23 protein-coding genes and 1 tRNA gene are annotated in these 26215 nt (G+C 62.1%); 1 reads left to right on the top strand and 23 read right to left on the bottom strand.

The window, feature by feature from the left end:
- Positions 1–2 precede the first annotated feature (2 nt).
- The 17 genes from AB5Z14_RS07995 to AB5Z14_RS07915 all read right to left on the bottom strand — a co-directional run bounded on the left by AB5Z14_RS07995 (position 3) and on the right by AB5Z14_RS07915 (position 16421).
- Positions 3–1064, bottom strand: coding sequence for a glycoside hydrolase family 5 protein (locus AB5Z14_RS07995; protein WP_055309641.1), 1062 nt, complete (start codon positions 1062–1064; stop codon positions 3–5).
- 605 nt (positions 1065–1669) lie between these two features.
- Positions 1670–1742: transfer RNA gene (locus AB5Z14_RS07990), tRNA-Phe, on the bottom strand.
- Between the two features lie 123 nt (positions 1743–1865).
- On the bottom strand, positions 1866–2150 hold the full coding sequence (locus tag AB5Z14_RS07985; RefSeq protein ID WP_118206062.1) for an ATP-binding protein: 285 nt from the start codon (positions 2148–2150) through the stop codon (positions 1866–1868).
- A gap of 324 nt (positions 2151–2474) precedes the next feature.
- The gene (locus tag AB5Z14_RS07980) at positions 2475–2834 is read right to left on the bottom strand and encodes a DUF192 domain-containing protein (protein WP_368130998.1); all 360 of its coding nucleotides are present in this window, start codon (positions 2832–2834) and stop codon (positions 2475–2477) included.
- A complete protein-coding gene (locus tag AB5Z14_RS07975; RefSeq protein WP_368130997.1) occupies positions 2831–3307 on the bottom strand; it encodes a hypothetical protein in 477 nt (158 codons plus the stop codon). The genes AB5Z14_RS07980 and AB5Z14_RS07975 overlap by 4 nt, the downstream gene beginning before the upstream one ends.
- Positions 3307–5367 carry a hypothetical protein gene (locus AB5Z14_RS07970; RefSeq protein ID WP_368130996.1) on the bottom strand — a complete coding sequence of 687 codons (2061 nt, stop codon included), beginning with the start codon at positions 5365–5367 and terminating at the stop codon, positions 3307–3309. The genes AB5Z14_RS07975 and AB5Z14_RS07970 overlap by 1 nt, the downstream gene beginning before the upstream one ends.
- Before the next feature lie 64 nt (positions 5368–5431).
- On the bottom strand, positions 5432–5968 hold the full coding sequence (locus tag AB5Z14_RS07965) for a TadE/TadG family type IV pilus assembly protein (RefSeq protein WP_117563703.1): 537 nt from the start codon (positions 5966–5968) through the stop codon (positions 5432–5434).
- On the bottom strand, positions 5904–6122 hold the full coding sequence (locus AB5Z14_RS07960) for a hypothetical protein (RefSeq protein WP_117563704.1): 219 nt from the start codon (positions 6120–6122) through the stop codon (positions 5904–5906). The genes AB5Z14_RS07965 and AB5Z14_RS07960 overlap by 65 nt, the downstream gene beginning before the upstream one ends.
- 1 nt (position 6123) lies before the next feature.
- Positions 6124–6687 (bottom strand): hypothetical protein, encoded by a 564-nt coding sequence (locus AB5Z14_RS07955; protein ID WP_368130995.1) that lies wholly within the window; start codon positions 6685–6687, stop codon positions 6124–6126.
- Complete coding sequence (locus tag AB5Z14_RS07950) at positions 6651–6884, bottom strand: hypothetical protein (protein ID WP_089572694.1); 234 nt, start codon at positions 6882–6884, stop codon at positions 6651–6653. The genes AB5Z14_RS07955 and AB5Z14_RS07950 overlap by 37 nt, the downstream gene beginning before the upstream one ends.
- Before the next feature lie 10 nt (positions 6885–6894).
- Positions 6895–7536, bottom strand: a complete 642-nt coding sequence (locus AB5Z14_RS07945; RefSeq protein ID WP_368130994.1) for a type II secretion system F family protein — start codon at positions 7534–7536, stop codon at positions 6895–6897.
- Positions 7533–8459, bottom strand: a complete 927-nt coding sequence (locus AB5Z14_RS07940; RefSeq protein WP_368130993.1) for a type II secretion system F family protein — start codon at positions 8457–8459, stop codon at positions 7533–7535. The genes AB5Z14_RS07945 and AB5Z14_RS07940 overlap by 4 nt, the downstream gene beginning before the upstream one ends.
- A complete protein-coding gene (locus AB5Z14_RS07935; protein WP_368130992.1) occupies positions 8432–9760 on the bottom strand; it encodes a TadA family conjugal transfer-associated ATPase in 1329 nt (442 codons plus the stop codon). Before AB5Z14_RS07935 ends, AB5Z14_RS07940 begins: the two co-directional genes overlap by 28 nt.
- On the bottom strand, positions 9757–11406 hold the full coding sequence (locus AB5Z14_RS07930; protein WP_368130991.1) for a CpaE/TadZ family protein: 1650 nt from the start codon (positions 11404–11406) through the stop codon (positions 9757–9759). The genes AB5Z14_RS07935 and AB5Z14_RS07930 overlap by 4 nt, the downstream gene beginning before the upstream one ends.
- Positions 11406–12065 carry a Flp pilus assembly protein CpaB gene (gene cpaB / locus AB5Z14_RS07925; protein ID WP_324249538.1) on the bottom strand — a complete coding sequence of 220 codons (660 nt, stop codon included), beginning with the start codon at positions 12063–12065 and terminating at the stop codon, positions 11406–11408. The genes AB5Z14_RS07930 and cpaB overlap by 1 nt, the downstream gene beginning before the upstream one ends.
- 251 nt (positions 12066–12316) lie before the next feature.
- Positions 12317–13270: a ribosome small subunit-dependent GTPase A gene (rsgA, locus tag AB5Z14_RS07920; RefSeq protein ID WP_195535974.1), complete on the bottom strand. Its 954-nt coding sequence runs from the start codon at positions 13268–13270 to the stop codon at positions 12317–12319.
- Positions 13271–13739: 469 nt separating this feature from the next.
- Positions 13740–16421, bottom strand: a complete 2682-nt coding sequence (locus AB5Z14_RS07915) for a cation-translocating P-type ATPase (protein ID WP_117773233.1) — start codon at positions 16419–16421, stop codon at positions 13740–13742.
- A gap of 442 nt (positions 16422–16863) precedes the next feature.
- Between AB5Z14_RS07915 and pyk the strand changes: the two genes are divergently transcribed.
- Positions 16864–18324, top strand: coding sequence for a pyruvate kinase (gene pyk, locus AB5Z14_RS07910; protein WP_117637393.1), 1461 nt, complete (start codon positions 16864–16866; stop codon positions 18322–18324).
- 202 nt (positions 18325–18526) lie between these two features.
- Here the strand turns inward: pyk and AB5Z14_RS07905 are convergent, their stop codons facing one another.
- From AB5Z14_RS07905 to pheS, 6 genes are all read right to left on the bottom strand, one after another.
- On the bottom strand, positions 18527–19375 hold the full coding sequence (locus AB5Z14_RS07905) for a hypothetical protein (RefSeq protein WP_117736236.1): 849 nt from the start codon (positions 19373–19375) through the stop codon (positions 18527–18529).
- A 78-nt stretch (positions 19376–19453) separates the two neighbouring features.
- The gene (locus AB5Z14_RS07900; protein ID WP_229071777.1) at positions 19454–20224 is read right to left on the bottom strand and encodes an energy-coupling factor ABC transporter ATP-binding protein; all 771 of its coding nucleotides are present in this window, start codon (positions 20222–20224) and stop codon (positions 19454–19456) included.
- A gap of 44 nt (positions 20225–20268) precedes the next feature.
- A complete protein-coding gene (locus AB5Z14_RS07895) occupies positions 20269–21105 on the bottom strand; it encodes an energy-coupling factor transporter transmembrane component T family protein (protein WP_368130990.1) in 837 nt (278 codons plus the stop codon).
- Positions 21083–22165 (bottom strand): cobalt transporter CbiM, encoded by a 1083-nt coding sequence (cbiM, locus tag AB5Z14_RS07890; protein WP_368130989.1) that lies wholly within the window; start codon positions 22163–22165, stop codon positions 21083–21085. Before cbiM ends, AB5Z14_RS07895 begins: the two co-directional genes overlap by 23 nt.
- 326 nt (positions 22166–22491) lie before the next feature.
- Positions 22492–24945: a phenylalanine--tRNA ligase subunit beta gene (pheT, locus tag AB5Z14_RS07885; protein WP_368130988.1), complete on the bottom strand. Its 2454-nt coding sequence runs from the start codon at positions 24943–24945 to the stop codon at positions 22492–22494.
- A gap of 184 nt (positions 24946–25129) precedes the next feature.
- Entirely contained in the window at positions 25130–26206 is a 1077-nt protein-coding gene (gene pheS / locus AB5Z14_RS07880) for a phenylalanine--tRNA ligase subunit alpha (protein ID WP_055250566.1), read from the bottom strand.
- Positions 26207–26215: the final 9 nt, after the last annotated feature.

Below are 26215 nucleotides of genomic sequence, written 5' to 3'. Positions count from 1 at the left end.
ACCTATTCAATCATGCCGCGCTCGAGCGTACCGAGCGCCGCGCGGGCGTCCCATGCTGCAATGCGCTTCTCGGTCTTCCACGTTTGGAAGAACCAACCGGCAGCCGGCGCAAACGAAGCCAGCTGGTTGGCGATAAACACGCGCTCGTAGGCATTGCGGCCCTCGGGCGTAACCGACGAGTTGGCAAAGATCGCCGCGCCCGACCATTCGCCCACCAGCACGGGGAACCCAGTCGAAATCGCTTCTTTAAGCTCGCGCTTGTTACGCGAAATCGCCGTCGTCAGCCCGCGAGGGCTCGTGATGTCGAGCGCATACTCGTCGCGGTAATGGTACAGGTGAAGGTCCATGTAGACGTTCTTGTACTTGGCGCCGCGCATAAAATGCTTCCACTCGCTGGGATGCCCCGACGACGAGAAGACGACGATTTTATCCTCGGGCATATACGAACGGACGAGCTCGTAGGCATCGCGATAGAAATTGCGCAGGTAGTGAGCAGGAATGCCATCCGTCATGGTGAAGAGGCTCTTGCGAACGCTCATCTGCGGCGTGTCCAGCAGCTCAATGCCCAGCAGGCTCTCGGCCTCGCCATAGCGATCGGCCAAGCGCTCGAGCACGTCGAGTGCGACATGACGGCCGTTGGTGGACGAATGCCACTCGGCGACAGCCTCCGGCGTGGTGGGCGAATCGTTGGAATCGCCCTGGCCACCGGGCACGGTTGCCAGATCGAGCAGCACGCGGATATCGTACTTGGCAGCCCACTCAATCGCGCGGTCGATGTAATCGACAACCGATATGTAGGAGGCATCGGACTCCTGTGAGCCAAAGGCATACCAGGGCACCGGCAGACGCACGGCATTGAGACCGATCTGCGCCATGCGGCGAAAATCGTCCTCGCTCACAAACGTCTCGTAATGACGACGCATGCGCTCGTTGTAAGCGGCGGTACCCATGGCCTCCTGCAGCTCGGCTGCGTTGGATGCGCCGGTCGCCGCGTACAGCGACGGGGTCACCCAAGGCTCGGGAATAAACCAGCCAGAGAGATTAACGCCGAGTATCCTCTCCATCACTGCCCCCTTCGGATCATGCAGGTCGAACCCGCATCGTATTGCATAGGATAAGTATCGTTCTGAGTATACCCGCGTGTGCGGACAGGCGACCGAACGGTCTGTAAAGTGACGCGAAAGTGGGAGGAATGTCTGGGGCGGGCGGGCTCGGAATGGTGCGACGAGGTGTGTACGCGCGCCGGAGGCAGGCACCGGAAAGCGCGTCCCGTTCTATCGCTCAATAATGGGGCGCATTTTCCGTTAGCAGGCCCAACCGGAAAGCGCGACCCGCAATTTCGCGTCATTCCGGGTCGCGCTTTCCCAGACAGGCCCGAAGCGGAAAGTGTGTCCCGTTCTGAACCCTTATTCTGGGACGCAGTTTCCGCAGAACCCTACATAAAAGAAAAGGACCCCTTTGCAGAGGTCCTAGTCAATTCAAGGTGGCGGGGAAGGGAATCGCGTCCGCGCGCTGCGCGGACGGACCGCTGCGGCGCTTACGCGCCTTGCGAGCTGCGCTGGCAAACGCTTACGCGTTTACTCAGCTCCGCGCCCTCACGGGGTTCGATTCCATGTGGGGCTGCATAAAAGAAAAGGACCCCTTTGCAGAGGTCCTAGTCAATTCAAGGTGGCGGGGAAGGGAATCGAACCCCTGACACGAGGATTTTCAGTCCTCTGCTCTACCAACTGAGCTACCCAGCCATTTGAGGTGTGCCTTGTTTCAAGGCTTGATTAGTATAACCAAGGACGCGTTCCGGTCAACCGAGAATTTTAAAAAAGTTTTTGAGCACAGCCTCGGTTCTATAAATCGGCACGTCAGAGACATCAGCCGGCAGCAAGAAGTTTTTCGCTCAGAGCCGCACGGGCAAACTCACTTGGCGTCATCCCCTCGGCAGCCGCCCGTCGACGAATGGCCTCCTTCATTCCCAGAGGAATCTTGACCGACAACGTTGCCGTCCCCTCACCTGAGAGCGGGGGCCGTCCATGCACGATCCCACCAACGGTATGTTCGCCATCCGGAAACTCTCCGCGCTCGTACGACTCGCACCACGCGTCAATCATTTCATCCGTTACAACCTGACCTTTAGCGGCCGTATACGTCTTGCCCATCATCGACCCCTTTGCCGAGCCCGTTCAATCTCCTGCCAAAATTTCTTCTGGACTGGAGACAAGGCATGAATGATAAGCCACCCACGGACAAGCTCGACCGCGACAAGCTCCACGCTTCGTCCGTCTGGGAGCCATCCAATCGCAAGCCATCTCGGCGGCTCGTCCTTCGACTCGCGACGAATGCACTCAGTAACCGCAAGCCAAGCGCTAAGCACCTGCTTTTCCGTCAGGTGCTTTTTAGCGTTGGGATGGATCTCAACATCCATGCATCTTCTCCTCCATCTTACCCAATTTCGTATGACGAAAGTCCGCTGTCGCCAATTCTTAAGCCGGCACGCGTTGGAGAGCAGGGGTCGAAACAATGATTGAAGGACGCTCTAGTACGGCCCAGGCGCCGGGGCAGGAGCACATACGCCAGGGACGTACGTTTTCGTAGCATACGAGGACATAGCCACGTGCATCGATAAAGGCGATGTCGATGGGATAGGCCATAAAACACGTGTGGACCGAAGAGCAGCGTGGAAACGCCATGACGAGCGGCAGGCCGTTGGCGGCAACCGGACGCCGTCCCAGCATGCCGCGCAGGCGCACGACAAACGGCTCCGCCACCGCAAACTCGGCCGGCGTCCAACCCAGCCTATTGAGTGCCCGCGCGTAGGCGATGTAGGACGAGACCGCGGTCACATGACCACCCCCGGGCGCCATGGATCGACCGTCACCGCGCGCTCGTGCGACAACGTTGTCGGCGCCCCCAGCGGAACGCCAGCGATGCTGAGAGAAGTCGGCCACGGCTCATAGTGCATGGTGCAGGTGTAGGTCCTAAACGTACCGGGTAGGGAGAGCAGGCCACCATCCGATGCCTCCGCGCCTTGCTCGCTCGACACTTCGATCTGCAAGTCATAGCCCTCCATGGCATTCAGAATTTGAGTCTGAACCGTCGCCGAGGCATCGGCAGAGCTTTCGTCGCCCTCCCCCTCCGACGCCACGGCGTGCGCCAACACGATGTCGGGCACCACGCGGTCGAAGCGCGCGACAGCGCTGGCAAAGATCATGACGTTGTACACGATGAGTGCCAGCACCAGCAAAACGGGCGTAACCACTGCCATCTCGACCGTCGCCTGGGCGCGCTCCTCGCACAGGCGCGTGCGGATGCCCATTACGACCCACCGCCCAGGGCACCCGCCAGTGTGGTGACATCGACGGTAAGTGGGATGGAACCGCCGCCGGGCAGCGGAATCTCCGCAAGCGTGAACGTCGTGCCGCTGATGGTGCGCTCGACTTGATATTCCAACGCCTCGCAAAGCGCCTTGGGATCGGTCACGCCCAACGGAATACTTCGCAGTTTGTCTTGCGCTTGAGAGAGACCGGCAATGTCAGACCCCGGGCTCTTAATGACGTTGGCGGAATCGGTCAGCACCGGCTTTCGCAGGCGCAAGTCGCACGGTTCCAAACCCAGCGCCGCCACGGACGCCGAAACGGTATCGCCGAGCCACGATGCAATGGAGCCCAACGCGCCGCTGCCCCCTCCTAGGCCTTTAATCATCTCGTCCATAAGTTCGTCGGCCGAACCTTGGATGTCTCCGTATCCCACAAGCAGCCGTCCCCAGACATCCATGACGCCATCGAGTACGCCGGCAACGCCACCCGAGCGTTCCTTCAATGTCGAGAAAAATCGCGAAAGCACGTTGTTTTGCGCCGTCGCCTCATCGGGCGCCAGCACCGCGGCAGAGATGGCACCGCGATCGCCAAGCCTGACTGCCGTGTTAAACGAAGAGTTGAGCTCATCGGGGCTCGAGATGGCACCCGAAACCGCAAAGGCAACCACGCCGTTGCGACCGGGCGGAGCAATACGCGGACGCTCGCCCGAAAGCACTTTAATGGCCTGGTCAAACGCATTGCCCGCACGGTCGGCCTCATCCTCGGTCTGACGCATGAGCTCAAGCTCTTTGTTCCGACATTTGACGTATTCCTCCAAGGCCTTTTTGAACTCGTCGAAGTGATATTCGAAGCCGTTTTCGATAGAGGTTGAAGGCGCCGCAACAGCACCAAGCGACAAAACGCCAAAATGGCATTTGCTGCATTTATCCTGTCCATCGTAATCGGCAACCGAAGCAAATCCGCTCGGCGTCCCTTTCTTATAGTTAGGGCAGGTCGTCCCGTAATGCAGATACGCCTTGTCATCGTTCACGCTCGTCGGCCACACCGCATCGGTATAGAGTTCCGTCGCCCGAACCTCATCAGAGTTGCGCGGCAGCAGCGGAATATAGGAGGAAACCCTGTCTCCGTTCTCGGTTATATGTGCCCGATCGACCTCCGCGCTCGCATAGGTATAAAACGCCTTACGCGCCGCAGACTCTGCCTTCATCTCGACACTCGAGCCGTGGGGCTTCTCATTTGTCAGACGCCAATGGTAGTAGTCCTTCGCGCGATCAAGGGCAACTTGGGGCTCCCACGTAACGCTCGATGAGTAATGCGGATTTTGAACACCGGAGAGATCCGTTAGGCTTTTCGCACGCTCCCACATGCAAGAACAGCTGCCGACCGAGCCCTTGTCAGACCCACCACAATCCGCCAGCCAAGCACGCTCTTTAGCCTTCGCCGTGTCCTCAGAAGCCTTCCGCAGCTCCTCGGCCGCACACTCTAAATCATCTGATGTGTCTTTAATGGTATCGGTCGAGATCTCTGATCCTTTGAGCGTAGCGAAGTCAGACTCGGATGTCCTGGGCACGGCAAGCGCCGTACCGGTATAGGTCACACTATCGGTATCCTGCGCCGACACCGCCTGCGTGGCACGCGCGGCGATCAGATACGGCAGAGCCGTCTCGATTTTCTGTAAGCCTTCCGATGCGCTTTTGGCAAACTTGTTGCGCGTTTTAATGATCTCAATCCCGGTGTCGACCATATTGCCGGCAACCGGCTCGGCACCCGGGATGAGGATGGCGACCAGGCCCGTCCCGATCGTGGCAAACCCCGCCAGCCCCAGACTCAAGATGCTCGCATCAACCACCGTGGCAGCCGTGTGATAGGACGACACTACGTTGGCACCCGCCAGCGCGCCGCTATCAGCCGCCACCTGGGTATCCCCGGCACGCGACATGCTCCATATCGCCGCGGTCGACGAAAACAACAATGTGAGCACCACTAGGATGACCACGGCAGAAGAAAGCGTGGTATAGGCGCCGTCTTCGATAAACAGATCGACACCGGCTCGACCCATAAAGCCGCCTCGCTTGCGATGGCAGCTCGGACGGTGCGTCAAAACGCGTCTAGACCAGAAACACTTAATCCCATGCAGCAATCCACGAATCATAATCTCCCTCCAGCCATTCGGGACGCGATTGATACGAGACATCGACCTTGAGCTCAACGTAGCCGCCCTCGGCGGTACCACCCATAGCCTGCGCAAACGCACCGATCACAGGCAACGGCTTGACCTCGCCGGAAACGGACACGGACGAGACGCCACCCGCACCGGCCCGGCCAAGCTCGATATCCCACGACAACGGCCCGCCGGCATGAAAGATCGAAACGTTGGGCACTGCGGCAAGTCGGCGGCGGGTGAACTCCTTAAGATCGTCGTCCTCCGCCGTCGTTGTGGTCATGAGCCGCGCGGTCTCGGCGGCGGCAGACTCCATGACCGCGCGCGTATAGAGCAGGCACACCGGTTGCAGCGCGAGAAGGATGAGTGTCAGAAACGTCGGCAGCAAAAAAGCGGCCTCGACCGTAGACTGCGCCCGGTCCTCGCGCGCGGCATCAATACAACGCGATGTCCTTAGCGGCCGCAGCGGCGTCGATAACCGACGTCGAGGCAACGCCATGGGATGCCGCCCGCTCAACCAGCGCCGCCAAGCGCCCATCGGTGCCGGCACGCCAAAGTCCCGCGATCGCCAGCACGATCGATAACAGCGCCACCGTGACGATGGCGTATTCGACCGTCGCCTGGGCAGATTCCTCACGCAGGACATCATGCATTTCACGATCCCTCCTTTGAGTCCGTTGCCTGCGGGCTCAGGCGCACGGCGCGCAGACGACACGAAGCATCGCCAGCATCCGCGGCAATTGTCACCATATCGACCCAGCCGCGTCCGTCGCGCACGATGGCGCCCCACACGTTTCCCTTGATGTCGAGATAGCCGCTCAGAGCAAGTTGCGCCGTGGGTACCTCGCGATAGGCACGCAGCATATCCGCCGCCGCTTCGGTCATCGGTCGGTCCTCGGACCATGCAAGCCGGACCGCAATCGCGTTGCCCTCAGGCGAATCCGTCGCAGTGCCAGACCGCTTGCCGAGCGTCCGCAGAAAGGTTTGCGCCGTGACAGCGACATCCGAATCGTCCGCATCTCGCATCTCATCTTTTTGAGACGCCACCGCCGAATCTGAGCCCAAATCGGAGGCGGTCCCAGGACGCTGCTGCCGCGCGGCGTTAAGCCCCCAAAGCACCGCCGCTATCGCCACGGTCAGGCAAGCAAACACCAGCAGCACCCCGATGGGGCGCTCGCCCTCTACAGGCTGTTGATGCCCTCGCTGATAGCGTTCCATAGATCTTGGACCTTGCCCTTAAATGCGACGATGGCGATAATCGCGATCACCACGAGCACGCCGACCAAGATGGCATACTCGGTGGTACCCTGTGCACTCTCCTCCTGCAATAGTTCCTTGGCGCGCTGACGAACATGTGCCGCCCGGCAAAACGCCCAGCCCTGGACCTTGCCAGCAGCGTCAGTCATCGTGTTCATGTATTCCTCCCTACATCATCCCGCCTGCTCCCAGCAGCGGGCCCAATATGGACAGAAGCAACGCCGGCAAGATGAGCGTGCCGGTGGGAATCAGCAGCTTGACGGGCGCACGCTCGATCTCGCGCTCGACCGCGGCGCGATGAGCCGCACGGATCTCGCGACTTTGAGCGGCCAGTGTCTCGGCAAGTGGGGCACCCAGGACGAGCGCCTGCCCCACCGTGATGGCAAAGGTCTCGAGCGCTCGCACGTCCAGGTCGCGCGCGGCGGCCAACAACTCGTCCTCACGCGTGCCCACGCCCACCTGCCACGCCATGCAGGCGCGCTCAAGGCGAAGAGCCAGCACTGACCGGCGGTTGGCGCAGAAAATCTCAAGCGCCGCATCAAACGAAAGACCGGCCGAAAGACCTAAGCGCACAACATCGATCATCTCGGACACTTCGCCGAGCGACACTCGCGCCGGGCCGCCCGCTCCGAGCGCGCCTTTCAATCGTGTTGCCAGGGTATCGACCATCGAGCGAGCCGCGGCAACGACCAGCACCGCCTCGCGCTTACACGCCTCGGCAAGCTTTCGTGCATCCGCCCGGTCCAAACCCGTCGCAACGAACACGCTGAGCGCACACAAACAAGCCGCAGCACCGACCAGGGCACTCATAACTCCACCCGCATAATGCGCCGAATAACCACCAGGGCAACGGCGTTGAGGGCAAGCCCCAGCACTACGGCACCAGCGCCCGCCGGCGTTGCAAGACCACGGCGGAAGTCGGCCGAAAGCAGGGCAAGCACTGCGCACATGCCCGCCGGCATCGCCGCGACCATATGCGCCGACATGCGCGCCTGCGACGTCTTGACATCTAGGCGGCGCTTGAGCTCAATGCGCTCCCCCACCATGCTCGATGCCTCGGACAATAAATCGGCAAGCGGAGCGCCGGTGTGCTGCGACACCTTGAGCGCCAGCGTCACGAGCGAAAGACCAGGGGCATCAATGCGAACAAGCAGGTCATCTAGCGCATCCGTCGCCGAGATACCGCAATCAATCGCCGCCGCTACCCGCAAAAACTCGGTATGCACTGGTTCCTGTGCATGGGCGCCCACAAACCGCATGCCCTGGGCAAGAGAGTGCCCCGAGGCAAGCGACATGGAAAGCGCCGTAAAGGCCTCGGGCATGGCCTCTTCCACATCGTGTTGCTCACGACGGTGGTCGAAGGTGTCGCGTGCGGCGCCCACGCCAAGCGGCGCCACCAGCCCCAGAACAAAGCCGATGGGCGACAACGACACCATGGTTAGGGCAATGCAGCAGACACCGCTCGACAGCAACAGAAACGCTAGGCGCGCCGCATCATCCTCAATAACTAAGCCAAGACGATGCACTGGAACCAACGATGCCCACGAGCGGGCGATCCTTTTAAGCGGATCGTTTTCCACCAGCTCGCGCGGCAGTTTCTCCGCCGTCGATTCGAGCGTCTGGCGCGCCAGCTGCGCCGGGGGCACCCGCGGCACACGAGGTTCCGCCCCGCACGCCGCCGCAACCGAAAGCCCAGCCAAACCCCCTACGACGAGGGGCATAACGACCTCCATTCGTCCACCTCCTCTTGTGTGAGCGTTCCCGACCGCAAGCCCTCTGCAATAAACGGCGGCTCGCGGTCGAGCGTCCAGGTGCGCTCGGCGGCATCGAAGGTCACATAGCGCTCGAGCTCCACGCCACCCGATGCGCTGCGCCGCACCCCCGAATACGAGGACACAAAACGCCTGCCATCCGCATGGCGCTCGGACATCACGATGCCGTCGAGCGCCATGGCAATCTGCTCCTCGATAAGCTCACTTGGCAGGTCGATGCCGTAGCGCGCAAGCAACGTCAGGCGCACCACGGTCTCCTGCTCGGTGCCTGCATGAAGTGTGGTGAGCGATCCGTCGTGACCCGTGTTCATGGCCTGCAGCATGTCGCAGCACTCGGCACCGCGTACCTCACCCACGACGATGCGGTCGGGGCGCATGCGCAGGGCATTGGTCACCAGGTCGCGGATTGTCACCGCGCCCTCGCCCTCGATCGATGCCTCGCGCGCCTCCAGGCGCACCACATGCGGATGGTGCGCAAACTTGAGCTCAGCGGAATCCTCGATTGTCACGATGCGCTCGCCGGTGGAAATCTCGCACGACAGCGCGTTGAGCAGCGTGGTCTTGCCCGAGCCCGTACCTCCTGCAACCGCCAAATCCTGCCGCAACGACACCGCACACGAAAGCAGCTGCGCATACCAAAGCGGCAGCGATCCCAGAGCCACGAGCTCATCCAACGAGCATATGCGGTCCGAAAACTTGCGGATAGTGAGGATTGGTCCATCGATCGCCACGGGCGGAATCACTGCGTTGACGCGATAGCCCGTCTTGAGGCGGGCATTGACGATGGGACTGCGCTCATCGATGCGCCTGCCCAGCGGCGAGATGACGCGATCGATGAGCACGCGAATCTGTTCATCGTCCTCAAATGCATGCTCAATGGGGTATAAAACACCGCCGCGCTCAAAGAAAGCCGAGCGGCAGCCATTGATCATGATTTCGGTGACGCTATCGTCCTCGATAAGCGGCTGCAGCGGCCCCAAGCCAACCACGTCATCCAAGATTTCGTCAATGATGGTCTCACGCTCGGGCGTCGCCAGGTCGGTCGGCTCCTCCACGTTGAGCGCCGCCTCCACCGCCGGTCGCAATTCTGAGCGTGCAAGCGCCGGATCGATATAGGCACTGATGCGTGCCACCTCGTCGTAGCCCATGCGGTCCATCACGGCGCGCTTGGTGCGACGCTTGACCGCACGGCGCCGTCCCGCATCGACGTGAGCTACCGTTGCCGCCGCGCCGGCAGCCTTAATCCTCGTTTGCAAACTCATCGGTGATCACCCTCGCGCGACCAAGGAAGACGAATACGCGGACGCTCGGTACGCGTTGCGCGGTCGGTGACCATGTCGCTCCAGGGGCCGACAGCGCAGCCCAACTCCACGAGCATCTCACGCGTGGCCTCGCGCACGCTAGTCGCAAAAGCGCTGGTCTGCCCCACTGCCTCGTCAGCGCGCCCAAACGCCATGAGCGCGGCGAGATCCTGCCCGCCATCGGCGATACGAATCTTGGAGCTTAACGCACAGGCAATCTCAAAGCGCATGGCGACGTCCTCGTCTGCCCCGCGCGCACCGAACCGGTTGAACACGGCGCTCATGCGCGTGCGCGGCACACCTACTCGACCTGCCAGTTCAATGACGCGCGATGCCGATGCCGCGGACGACACCGCCGCATCGCCAACGACCAGGCAACGGTCGCTCGCCGCCACCGCAGCCGCCACGGCGTCGCCCCAAAAGACCGAGGTATCGATAAAGACCACGTCGGATTCGCGACGCAGAACATCAAGCAGTAGCTCCACCGGACGTGCCATGAGCTCGGCTTGCTCGGGCGCCGCGACGGGACCCCAGAGCGTAACGCCCGGCGCCACGCGCATCGAAGCGGCTACGATATCCGGCTCGGTGAGCGTGCCCGCCGCCGACGGCTCGATAAGTGCCGCCATATCGCGCGGAGCATCGACGCCTAACAAGTCGTAAAGGTTTCCAAACATCAGGTCCAGGTCGAGCACGGCGGCACGCAAGCCCAACAGCGACGATGCGTGTGCCATGGTGGCAGCGATCGTCGACTTGCCGCAACCGCCCGAACCCGAAATAGCGCAGATGACTGGAGCTCGATGCGGCGAAGCGGCAGCGTCTGCCGGCGGCATCGGAGGCGGCGGGGCGGGCGTCGGTGACAGCGTCCCTGTCTCCCCCGCCGCAACCACGTGCTGCGTCCAAGCCGGCATGGCTGCTTGTTCGGTCTGCGAGGCAGGCTCGTTCTGCGCAATCTGCTCATGCTGCATCAGCGACAACTCGCCGCACCCGGCAAGGCCCTCAACTTCGTCGAGTTCATCCGCCAGATTCACGCCGTGCACGTATCCCATATCTACTGCCGGGGAGTCGCCAGCATGCTGCGCCGGCCCTCCAGCGTCATCGTATACAAGGGGGTTCCGGGGGCGCCGACCATGCTCGGCTTCCGCTTTTCCATAATCATCAACACGCGGGCCTCTTGTAGCGCGAGGCGCCCCGGGTTCCCTATCAACAAAAGCATCGGGCTCAATCGTCATGCGCCGATCGGAATCAACCGCTCCCTCGCCCGCGCGCCCGTTGCCGCATATACTGTGTGCAGCGATGACCTCGGTCGCCCCCGCGCGAAACAGCACCTCGATATCCGACGGATCGAGCGCTTCTATCAACACGACCACGCGACTCACGCGGCCTTCGGCCGTCAGGCGCGCAACAGTCTTGCGCACATCTTCGGTATCAAACAGAGACGCCGCGATGATGGCAGCCCCGCGGCGCGACGGAAACGCCCGCGCCATGGAAACCAGCCCGTCCAGGTCACCCACGCGAAGCACCTGTGCACCCGCATCACGGCCCTCGACTTCCCGCTGCAACAGCCCGTAATCGCCGCACGCGCAGCACGCAAGCCAGATCGCCTTCATCACTCGTCGCCTCCGCTCTTTTTGCCGCGCGCCGTGGCGGGAATCGTCAAGCTGACCGTTCCCTTGCCCGAGGCTCCCAGCAGTTCCTTGACGTCTTCGGGGTCAGCCGCCAGCGTCACCCATTCGATCTTGCCCTCGCGCGTGGCACCGGAATCCTCACTGGTATCGATCACGTACGCGCCGCACAGCCGATCGGTCACGCCGTCTTTTTGCACATACACATCCACGTAGCTGCCCACGCCCGTAGCACCGCCGACCGAGTGCTCGGCATCGACCGCCACCGAAACGGCGACCTTGCCCTTAGGCACCTCGAGCTTGCGGCTCTCGACCTTGGTGTAGACATTGCAGATCACGGCGTTTTTGGGAATACGCGAAGTCGTCACGTCGCCGCGCACCTGGCGCAGCTCGGTCGCCGCGTCACGCGGCAGCAGACTCGTCAGCCACCCCTGGGTTATGACATTGGTCTCATCGAGGGTCTCGCCCACATCGATATCGCGCGCCGCGACGCATACCTCGACGCGATCGCCACCGTACTTGGCCAAGGTCTCAGCCTGGACCTGTTCGGCTTGTGAGCGGATCGATGAGCCGTAAACCATGCAGAGCAGAGCAGCGAGCACGCCCGCGACCAGACTGATGGCGATGCGCTTGCTCTTGTTCACGGCCGCTCCTCTCATGGCAGTGCCGGGCGAATGCCCGTACCACCATTGTCTGGGCGGTCAGAGTGCAAAGCGGCGCAATCGCAATCTTGGTTTTCGATGTCAAACCAATCGCTGACCAAAAGCTGACCAGCCCGTCAAGCTCGTGGCAAGGTTTTGGTCAGCACGTCAGCAAACTGCATGTTTCGAGGCTTTTCCGCGGCAAAAAGCCGTCTCCCGAACAGTTGGAAAACGGCTGTCATAGGAAAAATCAATTACAGATGGACATCGGGATCGAGCATTTGAGCACTCACGCGCATGGATGACGCCAGGTTTTGGAACGTTTCCAAACGCAGGCTATCGATCTGCCCGGCGTCCTCGGCCTCGCGAACGGCGCAACCCGGCTCATGGGTATGCGTGCAATCGCCAAACCGGCACGCGCGCGATGCCTCGACAATCTCGGGGAAAGCGCGCGCCAGACCCCGCTCGTGACCCACGAGCGGCAGGCTGCGCAGGCCCGGGGCATCGGCGATCACGCCGGCGTCGCCCGGCAGTGCCACCATCACGCGCGCGACGGTAGTGTGACGGCCCTGATCGTCGCGTTCGCGCACACCGCCGGTCGCCAACGTATCGTGGCCCAGCAGCGCATTGAGCAGCGTCGACTTGCCGGCACCCGACTCGCCCAGAATCATGGCGCAGCTCCCGGCGGGCACGCAGGCACGGATCTCGTCCAGGCCGCGGCCCTCGGCAGAGGACGTCACGATCACGCGCACGTCCGGACCCACCAGGCGGCGCACGCGGTCCAGATCGCGCTCGAGTTCCTCGGCATCGCAGCGGTCAGCTTTGGTGAGTACCACCACCGGTTCGGCATCGCAGTCGAGCGCCAACACCAGCGAGCGCGCCACACGGTCGAGCAGCACCTCGCCGGCACCGAGCGCCTGCACGATTAGCACGCTATCCACGTTGGAGCAGAGCACCTGACGCTCCCCGCGGGCACGGCCGCGCCAACGCTCAAAGCTCGTACGGCGCGGCAGCACGCACTCAATCACGCCCATATCGTGCCCGGGAGCGCGGCGCACCGCCACACGATCGCCCACGGCAGGCAGCAGGACCTCGTCCTCGCCGCGTGACTTGGCAAACCCCACAGCATGCTCGGCACGAAACGTGTCATCGGCAGTCGCCACCAGTGGAAACCCGCGATCCAAGCGCACCACGGCGCCAAGCTGCATCTGCTCGGGCTCCTCGACATGCGCGCAGAAATCATCAAAGGCAGCCTGCTGGGCTTCATCGACCGGCAGGTCATCAAACGCCGGAACGTCCCGCAGCGCGTCAAGCCCCGGTACACTCGCCAGCAACTCCTCAGCAGATGCGGGAGCCTCGGTCGCGAGCTTCCGACGACGATCACGCTTAGCCCGCGCCCCCGTCGTCTTTTTCTTCGCTTTTGCCTTAGCCTTGCCCACAAGCGCCTCCCAGCACCCAACCACACAACTGAGCAGGTATTTTAGATCAAAAAGAGCTGGCCGGGCAAAGCCCGACCAGCTCACAAACTTTCCCTCAGCTTATGGTCCCGAGAGGTTATCCGAAGGCCCGCCCGCCGGGAGGGGTTTCTTCTGAGCGATTCCGCAGCGCGAAGCGCGAGGACCAGCGAAGAAGAAATCCCGCAGGCGGTCGGGCCGGTGGGAAGGATGGCCTTTCGACTTACTCCTTCTCGACCGCGCGCATGATCGCCTTGTAGATCTCCATCAGCGGGATGATCAGGAAGGCCAGGCCCAGGGCAGCGACAACGCCCTTGAGCTCAAGCGTCACGGGGCCAAAGAACATCTCGGCAAGCGTCGGCTGCACGGTCACGATCACCGTCAGCACCAGTGCCAGCGCGGCGGAAGCCCACAGCCACTTGTTCTGCTTCTTCATGGTGAACAGCGACGCACGACGGCTGCGCATATTGAAGCAGTGGAAAATCTCGACCATGTTGAGCGTGATGAACGCCATCATCACGCCTTCCTCGTCGGCATTGCCGGCGATCATATCGGCGATGTGGATGTAGCCCATGTCAAAGTACACGCCCACAAAGAAGCTCGCCAGCACCAGCGCGGTGATGATTAGGCCCTGGACCACGCAGTCCAGACCCATATGTCCGGCAAAGACACCGTCCTTGGCGTTGCGCGGCTTGCGCTTCATGATGTCGCCCTCGGCATCCTCCATGCCCAGCGCAAGCGCGGGGAAGCAGTCGGTGACCAGGTTCACCCACAGCAGCTGCACCGGCTGGAAGATGGTAAAGCCGATGAGCGTGGCGATAAACACCGAGAACACCTCGGCAAGGTTGGCCGAAAGCAGGAACTGGATGACCTTGCGGATGTTGTCGTAGATGCGACGACCCTCTTCGCAGGCGCCGATGATGGTAGCGAAGTTGTCATCGGCAAGTACCATGTCGGCGACGTTCTTGGTGACGTCGGTACCGGTGATGCCCATACCAACGCCAATGTCGGCGCGCTTGATGGACGGGGCGTCGTTGACGCCATCGCCCGTCATGGCCACGATCTGGTCGCGCGACTTCCAAGCCTCGACGATGCGTGTCTTGTGCTCGGGCTGGACGCGGGCGTACACGCCGTAGTCCTCGATGTGCGCGTCGAGTTCCTCGTCGCTCATGCGATCGAGGTCGGCACCGGTGATGGCCTGGCTGCGATCGGCGACGATGCCCAGCTGCTTGGCGATGGCCACGGCGGTGTCGATGTGGTCGCCCGTGATCATGACGGTGCGGATACCGGCGTCGTGCGCCTCGTGGATAGCGTCGGCCACCTCGGGACGGACCGGGTCGATCATGCCGGACAGGCCACAGAAGACCAGGTCATGCTCGAGCGCAGCGGGGCTGCAGTCGTCGGGAACCTCGGTGTAGGTGCGGCTTGCCAGCGCCAGTACGCGCAGGGCCTCGTCGGCCATGGCCTTGTTGGCCGCCACGAGCTCGGCGCGGCGCTCCTCGGTCAGGGGGACGACCTTATCGCCCTCGTAGATATGGGTGCACAGGCCGATCACCACGTCGGGCGCACCCTTGGTGTACTGCTCGTACTCGCCATCCAGGGTCTCGACGACCACGGACATCATCTTGCGGCCCGAGTCAAACGGGGCCTCGCCCACGCGCGGATGCTCGGCAGTCAGGCCAGTGAGGCCCGCCTTGCCGGCGTCGTTGACGAGCGCGCACTCAGTCGGCTCGCCCACGGCCTCGCCCAGCTCCTCGTCCCACTGAGCATCGGAGCACAGCGCCATGCCGGCCAGGAACTTCTCCTTGGGCGCAGCGAGCTCGTGCTTGACGACGGTCATCTTGTTTTGGGTAAGGGTACCGGTCTTGTCGGAGCAGATGGTCTGCGTGCAGCCGAGAGTCTCGACGGCAGAGAGCTTGCGGATGATTGCCTGGCGCTTAGCCATCTTGGTCACGCCAAGCGATAGCACGATGGTCACGACGGCGACCAGGCCCTCGGGGATGGCAGCGACGGCGAGCGAGACGGCGACCATAAAGGTATCGAGCAGGGCGGTCGGGTCGGTAAGAACGTTGCCCACGCCGTGGCGGATGATATCAACGCCAAAGATGACGACGCAGATGACGATAACCATAATGGTAAGGATGCGGCTGAGCTCGGCGAGCTTCACTTGCAACGGCGTGAGCTCTTCCTTGGCCTCGGCCAGGGCGCCGGCGATCTTGCCCATCTCGGTGTTCATGCCGGTGCCGACCACGACGGCGCGACCACGGCCGTACACGACGGTGGAGCCCATATAGCACATGTTCTTACGGTCGCCGAGCGGCACGTCATCGGTGCCCGCAGCGAGCTCGATCACGTTGGCGTGCTTCTCTACGGGCACGGACTCGCCGGTGAGCGCGGCCTCTTCGATCTTCATCGTGGCGCTCTCGAGCACGCGGCAGTCGGCCGGGACGGAGTCGCCCGCCTCGAGCATGATCACGTCGCCGGGCACGAGCTCGGCGCTCGGCAGGTGCACGAGCTTGCCGTCGCGCAGCACCTTGGACTGCGCCGCACTCATCTCCTGCAGGGCCTCGAGGGCCTCCTCGCTCTTGGCTTCCTGGACCACGCCCAGCACCGAGTTGACGATAACGACGAACATGATGATGGCAACATCGGCAAAGTCGGGCTCGCCCTTGACCATGCCCGTGAGCGCACTGATGACGGCGGCAACGATCAGCATGATGACCATGGGGTCGGCCATCTGCTCAAAGAAACGCTTCCACAGCGGTGTCTTCTCGGCTTCCTCGAGCTTGTTAGGGCCTGTCTTGGCGAGGCGCGAAGACGCCTCGTCGTTGCTCAGGCCGAGGTTCTCATCGACACCTTGGTCGCTGAGCACCTCCGCCGCGGCGGACAGGTATTCCTTTTGCATATAGAGTCCCCTCCTGGGATTCGGGCCACTCAGCAGATTGATGCCCGATCATAATTCCCAGGAGAAGGGCAAGGGCTCATCAAGGCTGCCGTGCTGAGCGGCAGTTGATAGTGGAGCTATGGTACCCCAAAGCGACGCGTCTAGCCAAAACAATCGGTTTGGAAATATGGTCCGCACGCAACGGTGCAGACCGTGTGATGCTCAACATTGGTAAAACGTTTTTTCTTCGGCACATCGCCAAACTGACATATCTCCCAGATAGCAGCGGTTGGAGTGGTTGGTAAAGATTTTTCATATACCGTTTTTCCCGCAAAAAATGAACTTCCATTTCGGCATACGGTCGATTTTTTGGGGTATTCGGTCGGCATTTCGTTATAATCATCTCGGTTTTATTTCTTATGGTTTATCTATCAGCGCAAGACGATGTCAGATGGAGGTCTGAATGTACAAGCGCACTAAGATTGTATGCACCATGGGTCCCGCCTGCGATAGCGACGAGACCATCCGCGAGATGATCAAGGCGGGCATGAACGTCGCCCGTTTTAACTTCTCGCACGGCTCCTACGACGAGCACCACGGTCGCATCGAGCGCGTCCGCCGTATTTCCAAGGAGCTCGGTCTGCCTGTCGGCATCCTGCTCGACACCAAGGGCCCCGAGGTCCGCACCGGCCTTCTGGTCGACGGCAAGAAGGTTGCCGTCAAGACCGGCGATAAGATCGTCGTCACCGCTCAGCCCACGTCCGAGGATTTCCACGGCACCGCTGAGCACATCTCCCTCGACTACCTGGCTCTGCCTTCCGAGGTCGAGAAGGGCTCCCTCATCCTGATCGATGACGGCCTGGTTGCCCTCGAGGTCGAGTCCGTCAGCGGCCAGGACATGACCTGCGTCGTTAAGAACGACGGCCTGATCGGCGAGCGCAAGGGCGTCAACATGCCCAACGTCAACATCTCGCTGCCCGCCATCACCGAGCGCGATCGTCAGGACATCCTCTTTGGCCTGACCGAGAACATCGACTACATCGCCGCTTCCTTCATCCGTGACGGCGAGTCCGTCCGCGGCATCCGCAAGCTTTGCCGCGAGAACGGTGGCGAGCACGTGACGATCTTCCCGAAGATCGAGTGCGCCCTGGGCGTCGAGAACTTCGACGAGATCCTCGAGGCTTCCGACGGCATCATGGTCGCCCGTGGCGACCTGGGTATCGAGATCAAGCCCGAGCTCGTTCCGCACATCCAGAAGGAGATCATCGCCAAGTGCAACGCGGCCTACAAGCCCGTTATCACCGCTACGCAGATGCTCGACTCCATGCAGCAGAACCCGCGCCCGACGCGCGCCGAGGTTGCCGACGTTGCTAACGCCATCTACGACGGCACCGACGCCGTTATGCTCTCTGGCGAGTCCGCTGCCGGTAAGTACCCGGTCGAGGCCGTTAAGATGCAGGCCAGCATTGCTCTCGAGACCGAGAAGTACCTCCCGGCCCACGCTCCGCTCGAGGTTCCGGCCGACGCTCACGGCACCCGCGTCGTCAACAACGTTGTGGGTATGTCCGCTGTGAACATGGCCACCACCGTTGGCGCCAAGTGCATCACCGTGCCGACGACCACCGGTCGTACCGCACGCCTGATCTCGCACTTCCGTCCCAACATGCCGATCTGCGCGTTCTCCCGCCACGAGTGGGCCGTCCAGCAGATGATCATGTACTGGGGCGTTATCCCGCACCAGGCCGAGATTACCCAGGGCACCGTCAACGGCACGATCGTCAAGGCGATCGAGACCGCTAAGGAGCTCGGCTACGTCGAGGCCGGCGATCTGACCGTCGCTACCGCCGGCGATCCCCGCATGAGTGTTCAGCTCGAGGACAAGGTCTCCTCGACCAACGTCGCTTACGTCGCTCAGGTGCGCTAAATCGCACTTGCAAGCACGCTTGCATTGCAAAAGGGCCCGGAAGGCTTTGCCTTCCGGGCCCTTTTTAGACCTTCTTCGTATGCCGCATCATCGATTTGTGTTCAGTCGCAAGCCTCTCCGATGCCGAGCGCACCACCGAAGACGCCCTGCGACGGGAGCCGTTGGTCAATTGGAATGAACTGTTCACCGTTAAGCCGGCCGGCTAGCAGCTAGCGATCAGGGGGACTGCGGGAACGTCAGAAGCAGCAACGCGAGCCGCAAATCCCGCCTCGGTCAGCTCGATGACCTCGGTAAACGTTGCATCGAAAAACTCCTCGGTTAGCAGGCGATACGGCGGATGATCGGGCTCGCCGGGGTTTTCGCGTACAATCTCGTGCATGACGCCGATAGTCTTGAGCACATATTCTTTATGGATGGGATACTGCCCAAAACGCGTCGCAGCGGTATAGAGGCGATCGGTCGCACGCGGAATGGAAACGATGCCCAGCGTCTTGCCAAACCAGTCAAAATCGCCCTGCTTTTTAATGCGGAATTCCTCGCACGGCTTGCCGCCGTGTGCTTCCAGATACTGGTTCACACGCGTGTTCCATACCGTGTCGGCCACCAGATGCGACCAGACGCCCAGCGTTAAATCGAGCAGCGACTGCGCCACATCTTCGGACGCAAGCGAGAACTCACAGGCGCCGGGACCGACAACCGGCTCGGCATCCCTGTAGCGCTGAGGATAGTGCACGCGGTTCAGTCGCTCGCGCTCCTCGACAATCGAGGTAGCCTCAGCAGGTTCGCCCGCGGGTGCGCCTTTAAGCAGCGGCGCCACATAGGTATCCCAGAACTCGTGCTCGCGCGGCTTAGGGATAGGCTCGGGCTTTGCAAAGTGCGTAATGCGATACGGAATGGGATCGGCGATGCCAGGGACCATATAGCCCACGAAGATATCCGGAACCACGCAGCCAAACAAAAAGGCATTGCGGTCGCGCACGCTATCGGCAAGCACGCTAGCACGTGCCAGCAAGCGCTCCGTTTGAGCGATATGAATGTTCCAACTTGGCATAGCCACCCCCATAAAACCTGGTTAACTATACCATCACGGCAGAGTCGCACAGGCGGCCATACATACCCTACGCAGCAACTATTCCGCAGCACCGCTTTCGGTTCCATACGACGGCACGGGCGCCTCGACCACATGGTGATATCGATCGATATAGATGGCACGGGCCTCCAGGCGGCGCACCAAATCTTGATGGTGCGTACTCATCAAAACCGTCTTACCGGCAGCAACGTAGGCCAGCAAAAAGTTGACTACGATGTCGCACGAGTCCTCATCGAGCCCGTTGGTGGGCTCATCGAGCACTAGGATATCGGGGTTCATCGACACCACCGCAGCCAGCGCAACGCGCTTCTTTTGCCCGCCCGAAAGCTGATAGGGCGAGGCATCGACCAGATCGGCAACCTGGAACAGCTCCATGGCATCGCGGACGCGGCGCTCGAGCTCGTCTGTCGGCAGCCCCATCTGCGCGGGGCCAAAAGCAACTTCCTCGCCCACCGTAGCGCAGAACAGCTGGGCGTCGGCATTCTGGAACACAAAGCCCACGCGCTGATGAAAACGCTGAGCGGCTGCGGAATCCTTGAGATATGCCGCATCGATCACGTGCCCGTCAAACAGGTACGCACCCGCGTCCGCTAGTTCAAGACCGTTGATAAGGCGCATAATCGTCGTCTTACCGCAGCCGTTGGGACCGAGTAGGGCAACGAGTTCACCACGATCGACCTGCAGCGACACACCATCGACAACCGTATGCCCCGCATAGGAGAACAGCACGTCGCGAAACTCGATGAGCGGCACGCTCTTGGCGCCAGTAGCACCGCTCGCGCCCATCACGCCATTCGTATCGTTTGCCAAAACGTCGCCCTTCCCTATCCACATCGACGGCTCGGCCGCCCGCGCTACAGCACCGCGCACAACACGGCGAGCAGCACCACGACGACCGCATAGACCGCATCGCGCCAGCCAAAGCCGCTCCGCGCGGGAGTCGGATACGCACCGGCAAAGCCACGGCAAAGCATAGCCTCGTCCATCGCGCGGCTGCATTCCATCGCCTTGATAAAGGTCATGCCCATGATACCCGCGATCGAATCGGTACGCGAAAAACCCGCAGGCGCACGACCCACACTGCGCAGCATGACCGATTCGGTCAGATCGTGCGCCGTGCGTCCCAGCACCTCGATGTGCTTGAGCGCCATATCAAACGTAAAGATGACCTCGTCGGGCAGCTGTAGCGTCTTGAGCGCCGCCGACATGCGGCTCCAGGTGAGCGTCCACGAAACGCCCAGCACGAACGACACGTTAATGAACGTCTTGAGCGCGATCTTGAGCATGGCGCCCGCGGCAGAAGCGCCCAGCAGCAGGGCAGGCAGTGCCAGAACCACCGCAAGCCCTGTGGCGCCGAGCGCCGGTACAAAGGTCGCACGCAGCCCGCGTACGGGGCGCACGGCAACGAGCACCAGCGCGATGGCCGCCATCAACATGAGGTACAGCGGGCTCTGCGTCAGACACACGCACAGGACGCAAACGAACATCCCCACCAGGCGCACCGGAGCCGAAACGCAAGAAAGGGCGCGGTCGACCATCGACCCGCCCTCGTGCGCGCCTCCACCCAGGCGAACCCGCTCAAGCAGGCTCGCCAGGTGCAGGACATTCTTTTGCATCACACGATGCCGAGCCCCCGCGGGCTCGTAACGCTCCTCGGCCGCAAGCCAACTAGACAGCTCGGCTATTGCCATGAGCACCGCTTTCCTTGACCGTCAGCGAGACCAGGCGGAATGTGATGGTGAGCACCGCCACGCCAATCACGCCCGAAAGAATATACATCGCAGCCTGGCCGGCAAAGCCAAGGCCCTGCTCCTCGGAATAGGCCTGCAGATAATCGCCCGTGGGCAGGGCGTCGGCAAAGGTCGGGGTGTCGAGGCCGACCGAAGCCTGCAGGCTGTCGTCGCCAGCCTCCTGAACGGCGGTCGCGGCGCCCTCGGCGTCCCACTCACCCCAGGCGTCACCGGTGGCGAGCAAGCCGAGCGGCGTAGCCACGACAAGCACGGCGACCAGAATGAGCGTGGGAATCAGGGAAGTCTTCTTGGCGGTACCATCGGCGGCAAGCTGGCCATCGACGGCCTCGGGCCCGACGATAACGCTCGGCGCCGTCTTCTTAATGAAACCGTAGATGGCGGCCGTCGCCACGCCCTCGACCACGCCAGCAACCAACATATGCGGAATCATCATGGCCGGAATGGCAACGGACAGCGGGAAGGGGCAGTACAGTGGAGCGCCCGAAGCGTTGGTGAAGAGCATCGGCTGAATACCGAACTCGATCGCCGCGCACAGGGCCGCCAGACACAGGCCGACCCAACCGCTCACGATGGCAGAAACCGAGGTGCCCCAGCTCTTGTCGTGCAGACGGCTGTTGAGCGCACGGAACACGATAGCAGCGGTAAACGGCAGCACAAAGGCCATGTTAAAGCAGTTTGCGCCAAAGGACAGAACGCCGCCGTCGCCAAACAGCAGCGCCTGCAGCGCCAGCGCGACCGAAACCGCGATGGCAGCGGCCTCGGGACCCAGCAGCAGTGCGATGAGCGCGCCACCAACGGCGTGACCAGTGGTGCCACCGGGGAGCGGCACGTTGAACATCATGAGCAAGAAGGAAAATGCGGCGCAGATGCCCAGGAACGCCATATGCTCGCGATCGAGCGTGGCGCGTACCTTTTTGATGCAATGGACCCAAACGGGCACCATCGCCACCGCCATGACGGCATCGGTCTGCGGGGACAGATAGTTATCGGGAATATGCATGAGCCCTCTCAATCAGAACGTTGCGTGTTACGTTTCCAACAATCCGTAACACCGACTCAGCATACTAACAAAAAGGCGCACCGCCCACAACGCAGCACGTCCTTGCAATACGTACGTTATTAACCCAGGTCCACGCACCGCCCAATAAAGGGCCCATGCACTCCCAACTTTCCGGTCACCCGGAAGAAGGTGCGGTCCGCTCGCAACAAGGTTAACGCAGGAACCCGCCCCCGAGAGGGGTTTTCTAAGGCAACATCCCGCAGCCGCGAAGCGGCGAGGACGTTGCCGTGAAAACCCCGCAGGGGGCGGGTTCCGAACAGCAAAGATTACGAGCGGACCTCGCCGTTTACGCCCTTGCACACCTTGGTGACGATCTTCTGGTGCGCCTTCTCGACCTCTTCGCTGGTAAGCGTGTGGTCGTCCGAGCGATACGTGAGCGCGAAGGCCATGGACTTCTTGCCCTTGCCGATGCGGACCGGATCGCGGTAGACATCGAACAGGCGCACGCCCTCGAGCAGCTTGCCGCCGGCGCTGGTGATGCGACGCTCAAGGTCCTCGCAAGTCACGGCGTTGTCGACCACAATGGCAAGATCGTGCTCAACAGCCGGGTACTGCGAGAACTCGCGATAGTTCTCTTGGTTGCGGGCGCCCTTGATCAGCTTGTCCAGGTCAAGCTCAAAGGCAACGACAACCTCGTCGATGCCGCAGGCCTCGCGCGCCTCGGGGTGGATCTCGCCGACCCAACCCAGCACGGTGCCGCCGGACAGAACCTCGGCCGCACGACCCGGCTGCAAAAAGGCATAGCCCTCGCCCTCGACGGGACGGAAGCGAACCTTCTCGATGCGCAGCTGGGCGAGCAGCTCCTCGACGATACCCTTGCCAAAGAAGAAACGCAGTTTACGGTACTTCATGTTCCAAGACTGCTCGCTCCACTGGCCCGAAAGCACGCCCGCGACGGACTTGGTCTCCTTGGGCAGGCTGGCGTTTTCGCGGCCATGGAACAGGCTGCCGACCTCGTACAGGTGCACGTTGGGCGTACCGTGCGCCTCGTTGTAGGCCACGGATTGCAGCAGGCCCGGCAGCAGCGAGCGGCGCATCTCGGTCTGCTCGGCCACCAGCGGGTTCATGAGCACCACGGGGCAGCCGCGACCCTCGGCGGGCATGCCGATCTTCTCCAGGTCGCCCGGGGCGGCAAAGCCAAAGGTCGTGGTCTCGTTGAGGCCGCAGGCGCGCAGGATCTCGCCGACCTTGCGGGTAAGCTTCTGCTCGCGCGTCAGGCCGCCGATGTGGTTCTTGGCAGCCGGAATGGTCGCCGTGACGCGACCCATGCCCCACAGGCGCAGGACCTCCTCGATCAGGTCGATCTCACGCGGCAGGTCGGGACGGAAGCTCGGCGGCGTGACGATAAAGTCCTCGCCGTCGCGCTCGACGGTGCAGCCCAGGCGGGTGAGCGAGCGCTCGATAAAGTCGGGCTCGATGTCGGCACCGCAGATGGCGTGCACACGGGCCAGGCGCAGCTTAATGCTGTCGATGGTCTTGGGCGCGGGGAAAACGTCGACATAGCCGGGAGCAACCTCGCCGCCGGCGATCTCTTCGATGAGCGCGCAGGTAACGTTGGCGACATCCACGCAGCCGGTCTCGTCAACCTGGCGCTCAAAGCGAATGGAGGCGTCGGAGATCAGCGACAGGTCACGGCTGGTGTGCGAGGTGCGGCCGGCGTTGAAGCAGGCGCTCTCGACCATCACGTCGACGGTATCGTCCTCAATCTCGGAATCCATGCCACCCATAACGCCGGCCAGCGCCACGGGACGCTCGCCGTCGGTGATAAGGCCCATGCCGGCGTCGAGCACGCGCTCCTCGCCATCGAGGGTCGTGAACTTCTCGTCCTGCTGGGCGGCACGAACCACCACGCGACGGTGGCCATCGCGCTCGGCAAAGGTAGACAGGTCAAAGGCGTGCAGCGGCTGACCGGTGAGCATCATCACATAGTTGGTGATGTCGACGATGTTGTTGTGCGGACGCACGCCCAGGGCGTTAAGGCGCTTGACCATCCAGTCGGGCGACGGGCCGACCTTCACGTTGCGCACGATGCGGGCGACATAGCGGTCGCACAGGCCCTCGTCGGCAATCTCGACGGAAAGCTCGTCGTCGGTCGCGCGGCCAGTCTCCGCCTTGATGGCGGGCAGCTCAACGTGGAAATCGCGATCGAAAATGGCGCCGGTCTCGCGGGCCATGCCGATCATGGACAGGCAGTCGGGGCGGTTGGGCGTGATCTCGCAGTCGAGCACAGTATCACTCGAGCCCACATACTCGGCAAACGGCATGCCGCAGGGCGTATCCTCGGGCAGGATCATAATGCCAGAGTGGTCGCCGCCCAGGCCGAGCTCGCGTGCGGAGCAGTTCATGCCCATAGACACGACGCCGCGAAGCTTGCTCTTCTTGATCTTGACGTCGCCGGGCAGAACTGCGCCGATCATGGCCGTGACGATGTGGTCGCCGGCCTCGAAGTTCTGCGCGCCGCAGACGATCTGCAGCGGAGCGGGATTGCCGTCGGCGTCGAGGTTCTTGTCACCCACGTCGACCGAGCACACATACATATGGTCGCTATCGGGGTGCGGGGTCTTGGCGAGCACCTTGGCGGTCACCACGTGGTCGAAGGATTCTCCCACGGTGTCAATCGCCTCGACCTCAGTGCCGGTACGGATATATTCGTCCGAAAGGGTCTTGGGATCCTCCGGAATATCGATCATGGTCTTGAGCCAGTCGTAAGAAACACGCATCTAGCTCTCCTTTCATACTGAAAGCCTGCGAAGAGATGCAGGTGGAAACTTCAACTTTGTGAACATTCCTTACAAAGCGAGGGTTGTCCAAGTGCGGCAGATCGGCCCGAAAGAGGAGCGCCGCGTACTTTGGTACGCAAGCGACGAATGAGCGCCGAGGTGCCGTGCTTGGGCAAGCCGCAGCCTAGAACTGATTCAGGAAACGCATATCGCCTGTCATGAGCGTTCTGAGGTCGGGCAGGTCGTAGCGCAGGGCCGCGACGCGCTCGGCGCCAATGCCAAAGGCGAAGCCGGTGTACTTCTCGGGGTCGATGCCGCAGTTGATCAGGACGTTGGGGTCGACCATGCCGCAGCCCAAGATCTCGATCCAGCCGCTGTGCTTGCAGAAGTTGCAGCCCTTGCCGCCGCACACGTGGCAGCTCACGTCCACCTCGCAGCTGGGCTCGGTGAAGGGGAAGAAGTGCGGGCGGTAACGCGTCTTGCGATCCTCGCCAAACATGCACTTAACAAAGTAGTCGAGCGTGCCCTTCAGGTCGCCAAAGGTGATGCCCTCGTCGACGACCAGGCCCTCGATCTGGTTGAACTGCGGCAGGTGGCAGGCATCGGCCGTGTCGGGACGGTAGACGGTGCCCGGGCAGATCATGTAGATGGGCGGCTTCTGCGACTCCATAGTGTGGATCTGCACGCCCGAAGTCTGGGTGCGCAGCAGCACGTCGGACTCGCCGTGGGCGTGAGCCTCGGGGTGCGCGACGCTGCCGGGGTTGTTGTCGACCACGTAGAAGGTATCGCGGGCCGAGCGGCTCGGGTGATCCATGGGAGCGTTGAGCGCGGTGAAGTTGTAGTAGGAGGTGTCGACCATGGGGCCGGACTCGACGGTGTAGCCGATGCCGCAGAAGATGTCCTCGGCCTCCTCGATGATTTGCTTGATCAGGTGCTGGTGGCCGATCTGCGGACGGATGCCCGGCAGCGTGATGTCGACGGCGTCGTGCTCCAGTGCGCGCTTGAGGGCGGCGGCCTTCATCTCGGTGTTGCGCTCGTCGAGCATGCCCTCAATCAGCTGGCGCATCTCGTTGGCTCGCTTGCCCATCACGGGACGATCCTCGGGGGCGAGCTTGCCCATCATGCGCATCAGGCCGGTGATGCGGCCCTTGCGGCCGAGCAGCTCAACGCGCGCAGCCTCGAGCTTGGCTGCGTCGTCGGCGCCTGCGACGAGCTCCTTGGCCTCTTCCTCGAGTTTGACCAGATCATCAATCAGACTCATGTCTTCCCT

It is taken from the genome of Collinsella aerofaciens, assembly GCF_040910265.1.
In the GTDB taxonomy this organism is placed as follows: Bacteria; Actinomycetota; Coriobacteriia; order Coriobacteriales; family Coriobacteriaceae; genus Collinsella; species Collinsella aerofaciens_BK.
This window is presented reverse-complemented; position numbering and strand designations above follow the sequence as displayed.